The organism is Streptomyces sp. NPDC045998, assembly GCF_056430285.1.
Window position 1 is genome coordinate 189,017 of sequence record NZ_JBWKLJ010000011.1, and the last position, 14,643, is coordinate 203,659.

The 14,643-nt window shown below is 69.6% G+C and carries 6 protein-coding genes; 5 read left to right on the top strand and 1 reads right to left on the bottom strand.

The window, feature by feature from the left end:
• The first annotated feature begins 36 nt into the window (after positions 1–36).
• Positions 37–2,784 carry an AfsR/SARP family transcriptional regulator gene (locus tag AC07FJ_RS29325; RefSeq protein WP_479052257.1) on the top strand — a complete coding sequence of 916 codons (2,748 nt, stop codon included), beginning with the start codon at positions 37–39 and terminating at the stop codon, positions 2,782–2,784.
• 30 nt (positions 2,785–2,814) lie between these two features.
• Here AC07FJ_RS29325 and AC07FJ_RS29330 read toward each other — a convergent pair whose 3' ends face one another.
• Positions 2,815–3,720, bottom strand: coding sequence for a serine/threonine-protein kinase (locus AC07FJ_RS29330; protein ID WP_479052258.1), 906 nt, complete (start codon positions 3,718–3,720; stop codon positions 2,815–2,817).
• Between the two features lie 330 nt (positions 3,721–4,050).
• Here AC07FJ_RS29330 and AC07FJ_RS29335 point away from each other — a divergent pair, with 330 nt between their 5' ends.
• The 4 genes from AC07FJ_RS29335 to AC07FJ_RS29350 are packed head-to-tail and all read left to right on the top strand — an operon-like array spanning position 4,051 to position 12,737.
• Complete coding sequence (locus tag AC07FJ_RS29335) at positions 4,051–5,322, top strand: PD-(D/E)XK nuclease family protein (protein ID WP_479052259.1); 1,272 nt, start codon at positions 4,051–4,053, stop codon at positions 5,320–5,322.
• A complete protein-coding gene (locus AC07FJ_RS29340; protein ID WP_479052260.1) occupies positions 5,319–6,464 on the top strand; it encodes a pPIWI_RE_Y domain-containing protein in 1,146 nt (381 codons plus the stop codon). The genes AC07FJ_RS29335 and AC07FJ_RS29340 overlap by 4 nt, the downstream gene beginning before the upstream one ends.
• Positions 6,457–9,966, top strand: coding sequence for a pPIWI_RE_Z domain-containing protein (locus AC07FJ_RS29345; RefSeq protein WP_479052261.1), 3,510 nt, complete (start codon positions 6,457–6,459; stop codon positions 9,964–9,966). The genes AC07FJ_RS29340 and AC07FJ_RS29345 overlap by 8 nt, the downstream gene beginning before the upstream one ends.
• Positions 9,967–9,995: 29 nt before the next feature.
• Entirely contained in the window at positions 9,996–12,737 is a 2,742-nt protein-coding gene (locus tag AC07FJ_RS29350) for a pPIWI_RE module domain-containing protein (RefSeq protein WP_479052262.1), read from the top strand.
• Positions 12,738–14,643: the final 1,906 nt, after the last annotated feature.

The window sequence follows — 14,643 nt, forward strand, 5'->3', positions numbered from 1 at the left end:
CGCGGTGCGGTGAGGGGGAGGGCGATGGAGGGGTACGTGCTGGGCCCGGTGCGAGCGGAAGGGGCCGGCGGCAGAAGGGTGGTCGAAGGGTCGAAGGTGGCGGCCCTGTTCGCTCTCCTGGTGACCTCACCAGGCTGCCGGTGTACCAGGAAGGAGATAGCCGAGGTCCTCTGGGAGGGCGACGGGGATGTCGGCGTCCGGGTTGACCGCGTCATCGCCGACCTGCGGAAGCGGCTGGGCCAGGAGTCCGTGCCCCATAGCGGCAAGTCGGGTTACTGCACGCTCCGCGTGCCGGTGGGAGACGTCGACCTGCTCCGTTTTCGCGAAAAGGTGAAGCAGGCTGAGGGGCTGACCTGCAAAGCACGGTTCGAGCTGCTCGGCGCCGCCTTGGAGGAGTGGGACGGCGAGGCCGAACCGCTGCAAGGGCTGTCCGAGACCGGCTTCCACGTGCGTCGGGAGGAGCTACGGGCCGAGTTGATGGCTGCCGTGTACGCGCGGCTGGACGCGGCCCACAGGTCCTGGGAGGTCAAATGGCTGCGTGAGGAGACGGAGAAATGGTTCGAGCGTGCGCCGGAATCGCCCCAGATCTTCCGGTCCTACCTGCTCGCCCACGCAGACCTGCCGGAGTCCCGACGTGAGCGGCTCATCAAGAGGTGGGAGAAGCGCAACGGAAAAGCGGATGTCGATGTACAGAGCGCCATTGCCCAGGTCCGGGGGGAGAGCCGCCGTCCGGGCGGGGTGCTCCTGCCCCCCGTTCCGGACCAGTTGCCCGGTGGCAGGCCCAAGCCGATCGGGCAGGACGAGCTGATCGGCGACCTCTTCGAGGCCGTGTGCGAGGAACAGGATGCCGGCAATCTGGCGCTGGTCCTGATCAGCGGCATGGCGGGTGTCGGGAAGACCACGGTGGCCGAGAACCTCGCCGGTCGGCTGCGGGAGCGGTTTCCCGACGGGGTGCTGCACGGCGAACTGAACGGATTCGCCGCCGGAGACGTGCGGCCCGCCGAACCGGACGAGATCCTGGACGGTTTTCTGGCCGCGCTGCCGCCCTACACCACGGTGACCGGAACGGAGAGCAAGAGCAACGCGCTGCGGTCGGCGCTGGCCCACCGGTCGGTGCTCATCGTCCTCGACGACGCGCTCAGCGCCCAGCAGGTGCTGCCGCTGCTTCCTGGAGACGGTACCTGCGCCGTGATCGTCACCAGTCGTAACGACCTCTTGCGGCTGCGGTCCGAGAGAAAGGTGCTGTTCCGCAAGATGGAGCCGCTGCACGAGGCGGACGCCTTGGAGGTACTCCAGGAGAAAGTGTCGGCCGAGGACCGGGCCAAGCACGCCGTGCCCTTCGGCAAGCTGGTCCACCTCTGTGGTCGGCTGCCGTTGGCCCTCGTGGTGGTGGCCCGGCTCTTGGAGCTCGGTGCGCGTCCGCTGCACACCCTCCCTGCCCTGGTGCGGGAGATGGAGAAGGAGCTGGAGCGGGCGAAGCTGGACACCCTGGACCTGCCCGACCACGAACTGTCGGTCCGCGCCGCGCTCAACTGCTCCGTGCGCGTGCTGAATGAGGAAGCCCGGCTGCTGCTGTGGCAGCTCGCCGTCCACCCCGGGCCCAGCGCTTCCTGGGAGGCGGTGATGGATCTGGGACGGGCAGTGGACGAAGGGACGCGTACCGACCGGGCCCTGGTGGACCTCGTGGCGGCGAACCTGGTGGAACATCACGGCGACCGCTACGGGCTGCACGACCTCGTGCGGGCCTTCGCCCTTCGGCATGTGCGACCGGTGCCGGACGGAGACAACGCGGAGATCGAGCGGGCGACTGTACGACAGGTGCTGGAACACCAACTGCACAACGTCCGCGCCTGCGATCGGGTGCTCGACCGCGAACGCACCCTGCCCACCGGCGAGCCCGGAGCGGTCAGGGTCACCGACCCCGCGGACCTCGCGGAGGCGATGGCGTTCCTGGACGAGGAGTACGCCACCGTCCAGCGAGGCATTCACTTGGCGATCAATCGGCGTATCGACCGGTACGTATGGCTGCTTCCGATGGCCCTGGTCATCTACCAGTGGCGCCGTCGCCTGCTCGATGATGCGCGACAGAACCTCCGGTACGCCGCCGAGGCGGCGGAAGCCGTCGCCGGCCCGGTCGATTGCGCCATGGTCCACCGGTCGCTGGCAGGGACCCACTGGCGGCTCGGTGAGTACGACTTGGCGGTGGGCGCCCTGCGCCGGGCCGTCCGGCTCAGCGAGGAGGACCGCAGCGCGGAAGGCCGACTGAGTCTGGCCCGTACGCTGCACCGGCTCGGGCTCACCTTGCGCAAGCAGGACGACCTGACGGGAGCGGAGGAAGTGCTCCGCCGTGCACTGGAGTTGTGCCGGGAGGTGTCCGACCGGGTCGGGGAAGCGGCTGTTCTGAACGTCCTCGGCGCGATTCACCTCGACCGGGGCGAGCACGAGCGGGCGCTCCGTCGGTGCGCCGACGCCCTGGGCGTGGTGGAGCGCACGACGGAGCGCAGCGGCCTGGCCGATGTGCTGTTCACCCTGGCCAAGGTGCACCTGGCCCGTTCCGAACGGGACGAGGCCATCACCCTGTACCGGCAGGCCTCCGACATCTACCGCGAACAGGAGAACTGGCCCAACGAGGAGAAGGTGCGGATGCTCTTCGCTGATGTCCTGGTGTCCGCCGGCGACACCGACGGGGCGGTGCGGGAGCTGGAGAGAGTCATCGTGCTGCGTGAGCTGATGGACGGTGAGGGGGTGCGGGAGGTCCGGGAGCGGCTGGAAGGGCTGAGATGACCCGCCCGCTCGGCGGCCGGCGGCTCACCATCAAAGCCGGGGCGGATGCGTGCGGTAGTACTCGGTCGGGTCCGGGCGCAGGCGTTTCGGTGGCCGTCGCGAGCCGAGCCGGGGCAGATACGGCCGGAGCCGGTCGAACACCTCACGGACGTCCGCCGGGCGCTCCGCCGCCTCCCACCGGACCATCCACAGCGCCAGGGAGGCGAACTCCGGGGGCAGTTCGGCGAGCCGGTCGGCCGGCAGCACCGGGGTACCCGCTTCCGCCAGCTCTTCGAGCCCGCCGTAGGGCAGCCGCATCACGGTCATCTCCAGCAGGATGCAGCCGAGTCCGAAGATGTCGGCCCGTCGTGTCAGCCGCCCTGCCGGGCAGGCGTCGGACTGCTCGGGAGAGGCCCAACCGCGGGTGCCACGTGCCCAATCAGTCTCTTCACCCTCCACGACCGCGAGGCCCATGTCGATGAGCCGGAGGCGACCGTCCGGTTGCACGATGACGTTCTCGGGTTTGAGATCGCAGTGCACCAAATTCCGGTCGTGGACTTCCGCCAGGATTTCGCACAACTGGCCGATGACGGACGCGATGATCCCTGGATGCTTAACGGGCTGGGCCGCCCACAGGACGTTGTGCAGTTGGCGGCCCTCGACGAATTCCATGATCAGGCATCGGCGTCGTCGGTGTGTCCCCATGGCGATGATTTCGGGGATCACCTGGATTCCCGACAGCATCATCATGCGTGATCCCTCCTTGACGAGATGCATGCCGGCCGAGCGGAAGGCGCTTTCGGGACCGAGGTCCCGGGCCTTCTGAAGCTTCAACGCCACCTTCTGCCCGCTGTTGCGGTCACGCCCGAGGAAAAGGTCGCCTTGGCCGCCGTCGCCGACCATGTCCAGCACTTCGTAGCGCTTCTCCACATCGCCGATCTCCTCGATCTCCCTCATGGCCGTCCACCTTTCCTCCGTACGGAAATGGAGCATGAAATGTCGCAGCCATGGCTGCCCCCCGACGGGGTGACCCGCACCTCCGACGTCATCACGGTATCCGCCGGAATGTTCAAGGGGGGAGAATTCCGATGCCCCGCCGCTGACGCTCTCAAGACCCGCGGTTACCACACCACCGACCCCGTACCGCGCCGCCGTGAGCGGCTGGAGCACTTCACCCTGGGTCCCTTCATGGCTGCCTGCGACATCCGTTCGGGGCCTGCCGGCCGCCCGCCCCGGACACGTACCGGGCCTCTGCACGACGGTCTGCGGACCTGGTCGGAGCACGGCGTGAAGAGGTACGAGGCGGCCTTCCCCCTCGACCCGGAACGCCCCCTGCACGAGGTGCCCGAGCCGTGGACGTACCGCTACCGGCCGTCCGGTCCCGACCCGCGCGACGCCCGGGAGTACCGCCTCACCGTGTGGGGCCGCTGCCTGGCCTCCCCGGACGGTGCCTACCGCGAACTTCGTCTGCCCGTGCACCGCCTGCGGGACCTGCCGCCCGACGGGTTCACCGCGGCCGTCGCCCTGGTGCTCGCCGAGGGCACCCCGGGACCACCGCCGGAGCACGTACGGATCGTGGAGTTCGCGCTCTTCGACGGAGGTACGCGGGAACTCTTCGCGGGAAGCCGGGAAGAGGCGCGCGCCCGGTACCGCGAACACGGCCCCGCCGCCCTGGCCGGCGTATTGGACGGACGGGAATACCGCCCGGGGTCCGCCTGTGGCGGATGCCCCTACTTGTCGGTGTGCCCGGCCCTGCGCACAGCGCCCGGACTGCTGGGCATCGAGGCGCACGACCGGCCCCGCCGCACCTGGTCGGTCACCAACGGGCGGGCCTACCGAGCTTGCCCGGCGCGTGACCACATGCGCCGGCTGCACCTGCCCACGGCGGACTCCGTCGAACGCGAGGTGACGGCCGAGCGCGGCCGAGCCCTGCACGCCTACCTCGCCGAACGGCACGCCCACGGATCGCCTCGGCCCTGCACGGTCGAGGTTTCCGAGGAGTGGGTACCGGAAGGATTCGACCTGCCCGCACACGAACGCGCACTCGGCGCCCTGCTGTTGCGGCGGCACGCCGCGGTCTGCCCGCTGCGGTACGTCGGGGACGGCACGGATGTGCGGACCGAGCCCCGGGTGGTGCGGCACGACACCACCGCCGACGTGGTGGTCCTGGCCGCGCCCGACCTGCTCTACCGGGATGCCGGGTCATGGGTGTGGCGTGAGACCAAGACCTCCGTCACCGATCGGCGGTCCGACCGCCCCCTGCTGGAGCGTTACCCGCAGTTGGCCCTGGCCGTCGTGCTGATCGCCCGCGGTGACCTGGGTGGTGATCCGTTCCGCGCGCGGGTCGAGCTGGAGGTGCTGCGTCCCGGCGGCGCCGACCTGGAGATCATCGATCCCTTCGCCCCGGCCAATCGGGTCACCGCCGAGAAGGTACTGCGGGCGATGGTGGCCGACTGGCACGGGGACGACCAGTACGCGGCCCGGCCCGGGCGCTCCTGCGAGCGGTGCGAAGTGGCCCGCTGGTGCACGGCGTCGTCCGTCAGCGAGGCCGCGGCATGAGGGCGGGGTCGGCGAGCCGGGCCGATCGGCCGGACGCCGGCGAGGCGCCCGAGGGCGTGGGCAGCGACCTCTTCGGCGAACTCGCCCGCATGGTGGCGGCTCTCTCCGAGGTCCAAGGGCTCCGCTCCTTCACTCTGCCCTATCCCGGCCTCGCCCAGCGAGCGCTGGATCACACGGTGATGCGCTGCCTCGACGCGGGGGAGGCGCCGCCGAGGAGTCTTCCGGAGCTGTGGGAGTGGTGCCGGACCAGGCCGTCCGACGACCCACTCTTCGCGGTCCCCTCCTCCCTGGTCTCGCCGGGCACCACGCTGGTGCACCGGGTCGGCCGGATGCCGACCCGGTCGTGTCTCGAGGTGGCCTCGCACGGACCGGACGGAGGCGTGGCGGGCCACGCCCGCGCGCTCCTCGGGGACCTGCACGCGCGGAGTGGAACGGAGGAGCGCTACCGGCAGTGCCGGGTGTTCCTGGCGCGTCACCCGGTCGTCCACCAGCAGGACCGCTTCGCGCCGGGTTGGAACAGGGCCGTCTGGAGCCGGGTCAAGAGCCTCTACGGTCCGTTGCCCGAGTTCCTGCTCGTCGACGGAGACTTCCTGTACTGCCCCTCGTGCAGACTCCCCGCGCTGCCCCGGGAAAGTGCCGTGCCCGTACCCGGACCGTCCGGCACCGGCGCGGAAGTCTGGTGCGAGGGGGAGGACTGCCCGCGCGATGCCCCTATGCGGCTCATCCGTGAGCCGGACCAGGCATGGATCCTGCAGCGCTCACTGCGGTGGTACCTCGTACTGCCGCACCGCACCGACGAAGCCGCCCGGGAGGCACTGGAGCGCGCCGAAGTCGCGTACGAGACCCTGCCCGGTCTTCTGCCCGCCTACCGGCTCAGGGACACCGGCCCCCGCATCGTGGACATTCAGGTGTACGACCGCCTGCAGCCGGCACTCCTCGCAGCCCATTTCACCGACAACACACCCCTCGCGGACCGCACCCTCGTCGTGGTCCCCGACACGCTCGCCGGACGGGACGGCTACCGGCAGGCCTTCACCGACGCCCTTCCCGCGCTCCTGCGAGACCGGCTGGTGCTCACCACCCCCATGGAGCTCGTGCCCGACCTGGGTCGGGCCCGGCGAGAGGAGAAGGACGATGCGTAGCCTCACCCCGCCGTTGACCGACGTGTTCAACGCGCTCAAAGCATTTCTGGGGTCCTCCGTGCCCCAGCCCGCGCTGGAAGCCCTCTGCCAGGTCGAACTCGGCCTGTACCTCCAGCAGAAGATGATGCCGGGCAGCCCCGCAGGCAGCGCCTGGGTGCTGTTCAGCGGGTACGGGTTCGCCGAGGCGCACCGGGCACCGCTGCCATCCGATGCGGCGAAGACCCTGCGTATCGCCAGGTACTCGCTGTGGACGCTGCGCCGGAGCCGTACCTGGCTCGAGGCGCTGGACACCTACCAGAGGTTCGACCCCACGGTGCGCGCCTACGACGTACCGGACACCGAGACACCCGCTGCCCGCCGCGACCTCTCCGTCGCCGGCGACCGCTTCTCCGTCTACGAACAACTGCTGCGTGCCGCACCGCCGCTGGCGGGCACGCGGCTGCCCGTCGCGGGTGAGGGCCCGCATGCCTTCCCCGTCAGCCGCACCATGGCCGTCGTCGACCTGCCGACGGTCCCTGGCATCCCCCTCGTCGCCCACGACATGGACCTGGAACCGGCCGGCGGTGGCGAGCCCTTGATCTTCACCAGGGAGAGCCTGGAGCGCACGGCGGCGGAGATGGACGCCCAACACGCTCGCTCCGGCAAGGGCCGGGCACCACGGTGGCTGGAGCGGCTACGGTCGTTCGACCTGTCCACCAAGGAGAACGGAACCTTCCACAAGGCGAGAAAGGATGAGGACTTCGCCTTCACGGTCGATGGCATCCAGCACTTGCTCGGCATCGTAGGCGCCGGCAAGAGCACACTGCGCGACATCATCGCCGTCCATCTCGCCAAGCTGGGCAAGCGCACCACCATCGTCGTCACGGATGTCGCGGAGGTGCTGAAGCTCGTCCGGCTCTACGACCTTTACACCGACGGCGCCGCCGCACCCGTGCTCGGCTCCTCGGGCCGTGAGCGGCACGCCCAGCGGTTGCACCGTCGGCTGGCGGGCCGGGGCGAGCACCGACTGCTCGCCCACGACGACCCCGCCTTTGTCTACCTCGGCACGTCCTGCCTGCTCAACGTCAGACGGCAGGGCGCCACGTCGACGACCGAACCACTCGCCTACGGTGAGGCACCCTGCTCCCGGCTCCGACCCCCCTCGGGCCTACGGCGTGACCCGAGCGACGGACGGCACTCCGCGTGGCAGAAGAGGGTGATGAGCTGCCCGTACTGGTCCGCCTGTCCCCGTCACCACGGAGCTCGGACCCTGGTCGGCGCCCTGATCTGGGTGGCCACGCCGGCTGGGCTGATCGACGCCTCGCCGCCCCGCCCTCAGAACGGCGAGCGCATCCGCTTCCTCGAACTCGCCTGCCGCCGTAGTGACCTCGTGATCATCGACGAGGTCGACCGTGTCCAGATGCAGCTCGACCGGACTTTTGCACCCGCCGTGGTCCTCGCCAGCGACGAGGACAAGGGCCTCATCGACCAGTTGAGCCGGCACAAGATCCGGGAACTCGCGGCCGGCGGACGCACCCAGCTCTCCGAACGGGACGTCGAGACCTTCGCCGCCGCCCTCAACACCGCAGGCGCGGCCACCGACCGGCTGTACGCGATGCTCGTCGCCGGGTACGAGCTGCGCAAGTGGGTGCGGACGGGCTACTTCAGTGCCTGGACGCTTCAGCTGGGGCTCCTCGACGAACGCTACGAACTCCCCGACGACAGCGGTCCGGACCACCCTCATCACGCCCCCCGCGAGGCTCTCGGGCAACTGCTCGACGCGTTCCGGGACAACCCCTTCGGTGACCGTCACCGTAGGACGGGGGAGGACTTCAGCCGGTTGACCGCCCTCCTCAACGAACTGCTCCACACCGGAAACCCGGAGAACACCCGGCGCCGCCTCATCGAGGTCATGGACGAGGTCTTCGCCATCGACCCGAAGTACATGGCTGCCCGGCAGCGGAAGTACCAGGAGGCGTACGACGAGTGGCGGCGCGAGGAGGAGGAACAGGAGAAGAAGCGCGGGCGCCGCAGGAAGCCCAAGCCTCCGCCCCAGACTCCCGAGGAATGGCGGAAGCAACTCGCGGAGCGCTTCGAGTTCACACTGTTGCTCAGCGCCCTGGAACCACGGCTCGCCATGATCAACGCCATGTGGCCCCGCGTCGAGGCCGCCCTCAGCCTGGGCTTCAACACGATGTACCGCCGGCCGCTCGACTACGGCCCGATGGTGCCCGAGGCCCCGATGGGCAATGTGCTCGGCTTCCAGTTCCGGGTCACGGGTGAGGACGAGGGCGGAGTCCGCAGCGGCGAACTGACCTTCTTCCGGTGCAGTGGCGTCGGGCGTGAGCTGCTGCGCGCCATCCCCGATCTCACCTCGGTGGACGGCAGGCCCGGTGCCCACTTGCTGCTCATGTCGGGCAGCAGCTGGGCGGGCGCGTCCAGCCGCTACCACGTCTGCGTCCCGGTCGGTGTGGTCATCGAACCGCCGGCCGAGGTGACCGAACGCATCGCCAACGAGAGCTCTATGCGCTTCGAGTTCATCGACGACGGCGACGAGAAACTGCGCATGTCGGGAACCCACCCGGACGACCGCCCGGAGAAGCTGCGCCGCATCGCGTGCCATCTGGGCGAGGGCGGAGACGAGTACGAGGTCACTGGCGGTGGTCCGCTCCAGCAGGAGTTGCTCTCTCTTCCTCCAGGGCGCGACCAGATCCTTCTGCTGGTCGGCAGCTATGCCGAGGCACGTTTGGTGGCCGACACACTGCACAACCTCAACATCCGCTGGCGCAACAAGGTGCTGTGCCTGGTGTCGGACGACGAGGAGATCACCGCGGAGGATGAGACGCCGTCCGCCTACCACGCCCGATCACTGCGCCGGGGCGATGTCGAGCACCTGAAGGACCTCGAGGCGGACATCCTGGTGGCGCCCCTGCTCGCGCTGGAACGCGGCCACAACATCCTCAACGAGGACGACGAGGCGGCCATCGGCACGGTCTACTTCCTGGCACGACCCCATCCGCACCCAGAGGACCTCCACCTGGCCGTCAACGCCGTCAACGACTGGGTCGTCCGCGCCGTCACCGGTGGTGACTTCGCCACCCTGGTGCAGGGAAAACCCACCGTCGAGGAAGGAGCGGAGGAGTTCCGCCGCCTCGCCCGTTCGTACTGGTACCAGGTACTCGCCCGTTCTATGGCGTGGAGCCGTCTCGACGACGATGTACGGGAGCAGGTCACCTGGGACATGCTGGTCCTGTTGTGGCAGGTGATCGGGCGACTGGTACGCGGTGGCGTACCAGCCCGGGTGGTCTTCGTCGACGCCGCCTTCGCCCCCAACTGCGGCGCCGTGCCGGCGCGGCCCGACACCCCCGAATCCAGTCTGCTGCACAGCGTCCTCGCCGTCCTGGAGCCGTACTTCGACGGCGGCACGACGACCGCGGAGGAGCAGTTCATCGTCCGCGCCCTGTACGCGCCCCTGCGCAGCATGCTCACCCGCCTGCTCGCCGCCGTACCCGCCCACCCGTAAGACCGAACCCTGTCCCAGGAGGTAACTCCGTGTATCACCACATTCGTGTTGCGGCCTACGAACCCGACCCGCTCCATGGACCCTGGTGGGAGGAGATGAAAGTGCTGCGGCTCGGCGAGGACCTGCACGCCGAGCTCACCGGGATGCATGCCGAGGCGGCCGAGAACTCCGTCCACCCCCACCGGCTCCCCGTGCGCAGGCTCAACTCCTTGCTCCAGGCGATGGCGCCAGGAGTCATCGCGACCGGCCGCAACGCCGGGACGGACGGCCGCCTGCCGTGGCTCTATGCGCGGGAAGCCGTCCCGCCGGACGTGCTGGCCCCGGTGCTAGGAGCTTGGGCGGCGGGCATGCACCAGGAGGACGACGACTCGGAGGGCGCCGATCTCGAAGAGAGGCTCCGCTCCGGTGACTCGGCCGAGACGGTACGTCTGCCCCACTGGGAGAGGGAACCGGTCGACCTCGCCGAGAGCGCGCTCTCGGCGGGTGGAACCGCCGAACCCGCCGCGCGGCTCTACAGCCTGCTGCCCGAGTGGATCGCCTTCCGGCTGGCCGCCCGGACGTTCCGCACGGGCGGCACTCCGCTCCACTTCCGCGTCGAGAGCTCGGGTGACGGCGCGCGACTCGTCTCCTGGCCGCCTCAGCGATACGAACGCCGACGGCAGAGCTGGTACTACTCGGCCTGCCTCACCATCACCGTCCACACCGTGCCGTTCGCCCCGCGGTTCCGCGTCCATGTGTCCACCCAGGTGCGCCGGTGGGCCACCCGACTGGACGTACGCCCCCACCAGCTCGGCGGTACGACCGTCCTGCTCGACGCCCCACTGCCGTGGCCGGAAGGGCCGGACCGGGGCCACCGGCTGATGGTGAACACGCTGGGCTACGACCGGCGGTCGAAGGAACTGGCCTGGCGCCGGCACAGCCCCGCACCGCTCGTGCCCGAGCTGGACATCGTGCGCAACTATCCCCGGCCCGAAGAGCTCTTCTCCGACCCCGAACGCTGGATCAACGGTTCCGGGGACGTGGCCGCCGGCATCGTCTACCACCCGTCGATCGGCCCGCACGAGGTCGGACCCGGGCTGATGCCACGGGAGCGGGCGGATCTGGACGCCTGGGTCGAGGAAGGGCTGCGCCCCCTGCTGACCCGGGTCCCCGACCTCACGCGTGTCTCCCGGAGCAACACACCTTCCCTGCTGCCCCGTTCCGGCGCCGGACGCGTCCCGGGCGTCCGCGACGCCCGGCTGGCTCTGCAACGGCGGGCGGCGCTGACACGCGCACTGAACGGCCGCCCCCTGGAGATCGATGTCTTCTGGCAGTCCCCGGAAACCCGTGCGGCGCTGCTCGCCGAGCTGCCCAAGCTCATCGGTCTTCCCGGCGGGCAGCAAGTGCCGTCGGCCGACGGGGAGACCTGGCAATGGCAGTGCGAGGGGGTCGACATCCGCGTCCGGGCCCGGCCCGCGGGACCCTTGGCCGACGCCCTGCCGACCACCCGAGCCCGCGGGCGCCTCAGGGCCGTCCGGCTGGCCGAGGCCATCGAAGGGCGCTGCGGGCTCGTGGCGGACCGGGCGGACCCGCTCCTCGGCGGGGCCGGAGTCGTGATCACGGAGATCGCCGGCAAGGAGCGCTTCGCCGCCGTACCGGACTCCGACCCCAAGCACGCGCTGCGCATTGCCTGGGCACGGCAGGGACGGCTGACCCAGTTCGTGAACTCGCCCGACGACACCGACAGCGCTCTGGAACACCGGGCCAGGTGGACCTGGCTGGACGCCTTCCGGCAGCTGGGCGCGATCAGCCCGCCCGCCCATCGGGTGGGAGCCGGCATTCCGGGCGACCTTCAGTACGCGGCGCTCTGGCTCGTACGCCACACAAGGAAGGGGCCCACGCGATGCCCCGTCCACCGGCTGGTGGCGGTGCGGGTACGCCCCGGAGACGGACCGGGCGTCATCGAGGGGTGGGACGCGGAACGAGCCGAATGGGTGCCGTATCCGAAGCTGTTGCTGCTCCTCTCCCAGGCACGGGAACCGGCGGCGAGCGGCGGGAAGGAGACCGGCACGGGGAAGCTCGTCGATGACTCGGCAGCCCCGGAAGGATCCCGGCCCGCTGCCCGCCCAGGCGTGGAGCGGGACAGGCAGCGGGAGACCGAGCGGCAGATCCGGGCACTGCTCTTCCAGCTCCGCGACCGCCCGACGCTGCTGCTGGTGGACGCCGGCAATCTGCGCCAGTGCTGGCCTGGCCTGCGCAACGGTGCACTGGACCGCGACACGCTCGGCTTCGGGGCCGAACCCGCCCAGCGGCACACGCTCTACGGCCACGACCTGCGGGTGCTGCTCGTACGGGACGCCAACGCCAGGGGTGAAGTGGCGCAGTGGTACGCCCACGACACCGAGGACGAGGTCGGCTTCGCCGAGGGTGTGTGGGGGGCGGCGGATACGGAGGGCCGTGTCTTCGCGAGTACGACCTCGAAGCCGCACACGGTGGCGAAACTGCCGAAGGGCCTCATGAAGCTAGTGCCCACGGCACAGGGCCGGACAGCGCCCGGGAAGACCGCGTGGAACCCCGGGCAACTGGAGATCACCGTGCTCGGCTGTCTGTCGGAGAAGGCGCTGACGGACTCGGGGCGTGCGGGTGACCCGCCCGACCGGCCGGCGGAGTGGGCGACGCTCGCGCACCAGCTGCGTTACCACGACGACTACCCGCCGCTCGCCCGGCCTCTCCCGCTGCACCTGGCGCGTCTCGCCGGTGAGTACGTGCTTCCGGTGGCCGGAACGAAGTAAGCGGGGAGTACGTCATCCGCTTTCTGAGCGAGGTGCCGACTGAATGGGGCGTCCCAAACGATCGACGCTGATAAGGATCAATGCTTCCCTCGTGTGAGCGCCGAAGCCTGAACCTGACCACGGGGACGGCGTCTGGGGCACTCCTTGCTGGGATCACGGGGCGTCCCCCGTGACGCTCGTGGGACGGACCTGACCTGCGGTTTTCTCTGAGTTCACCCGGGTGACATGCTTCCGATGACGCACCACGTGGAGTGCGTGGCGATTCTGTAGCCGATGAAGAAGGACGCCTGACCTGCGGGTTCTTGTGTATTCCTCAGGAGCTGCCGGTGCGCTCGATTTGTTGCCCGGAATGCATGACGTGAACCACGTCCGAGGCGCCGCAGAGTAACTGACCTGCTGTTTTGCGAGCACTACGGGGACGGCGGCTGCGCCCGTTCGGCGCATGCCAGCACGGCGGCAGGCTGTCTTGACGCTCGGATATCGCTCGCTCTCATGGTCTGTCAGGGCAAGGTCGACCGCCCGGTTCGGTGGACCGCCCGTCTCGTTCCGACGTCACGCCCTCAGGAGCCCGTCAGGTCACCGGCCGCTGGATCCGATTCCAGGCCGGCTTCCGTCGGCCTACGTTCGGCTTCGACCCCGATGACGGGGAGGAGAACGCCGAACCACTGGCCTGTGCAACGACCAGGAGAGCACCTAGAGGCGGACCACGTGCCGGAATCGTAGAGCGACACGGCGACGGCGGACGTCATAGCGCACTTGTGTTATTTCGCGGCTCTACCGGAACTGGTGCACCACGCTGTCGACCGGACAAGAGACTACAAGGGCAGTCGCTTCAGTGTCAGCGACCTGTTCCAAGGCCTCTCCGGGATAGTCCAGAACGCGAAGGCCTCTAAGCGCCACCGACGGACGTGTCCTCGACGAAGAGAGGGACCCTCCGGGTGCCCACAACGGCGCTCCGGCATGACTGGGTAGCCCCGGTCTTGCCGTGGCAGTCGAGCCAGGCCGGCCAGGTTGAGTCGACAGGGCGGTTCGGGACCAGACGCAGGATAGTGCACTCGCTTTCACCCCGGGTGGTGACGATGGACGCGTGGCTCTACACCTGTCCGGCGGCGCTGCTTCTCCTCGATTGGGTGACTGGTGGCACCCACCTGGGCGTGTAGAGCGACGTTCGGCATGGGCCCGCTCTGGCCTGGGGAGCCTGAGCCTCCCCTTTCAGGTCCGAAATCGGCCGAAGCCGAGCCCTCATCTTGCCTGTACTGCCTGACCCCGTGACTGGTGTGCCGTGCCATTGGCTGAACCTGCCCGGTGTCGACGGGGCCCACAGACTGCCGGGTCCACCACTGCACCTGCTGTGCACGTGATTCCGGCTCGATTGTCGGTCGAGAAGACCGGGTCGTTCCCACGGGTCCAGCAGTAAGGTCTGCAGGCCAGGTGCCGGAAGCTGGACGACGCATCACGTGGAGTGCGTGGTGATTCTGGAGCCCGGCGAAGAAGGACGCCTGACACGTGGCTTCGCGGTAGCTGTTGTCCGCTCTTCCAGCGAGTGAAGCCCGAGGCCCATCGGCGTCTGCCCTCCCCTGAGGGTTTAGGCGGGCACGCCGATGGACGTTTGCCATCCGGCTCCGCGGGGCGTTCAGTCCCGCCTTGTAGGCGAGGGCGACGGCCTGGACGCGGTCGGGCAGGTCGCCAGCTCCGGCTGGGTGCACCGATGTGGCTTTTCCCGTGGTCGGGCTCAGGAAGAGCCGCGAGACGAGTTTGGCGTTGCTGAGGCCTGTCGTGAGCAGGCGGATTACCTTGAGTTGCCGGTGACGGATCCTGCTGAGGCAGGGTGGCGTCGTGCTCGCCCTGCTGGGCTGCCAAGGGACGTGAATGCGCTGCGCACCGCATGGCGTCGGGGCGGCGGGCC

Bases quoted from the DNA above. Each gene is read 5' to 3' on its own strand.
- AC07FJ_RS29330 (WP_479052258.1), bottom strand. From the start codon at position 3,720: ATGAGGGAGATCGAGGAGATCGGCGATGTGGAGAAGCGCTACGAAGTG.
- AC07FJ_RS29340 (WP_479052260.1), top strand. From the start codon at position 5,319: ATGAGGGCGGGGTCGGCGAGCCGGGCCGATCGGCCGGACGCCGGCGAG.
- AC07FJ_RS29345 (WP_479052261.1), top strand. From the start codon at position 6,457: ATGCGTAGCCTCACCCCGCCGTTGACCGACGTGTTCAACGCGCTCAAA.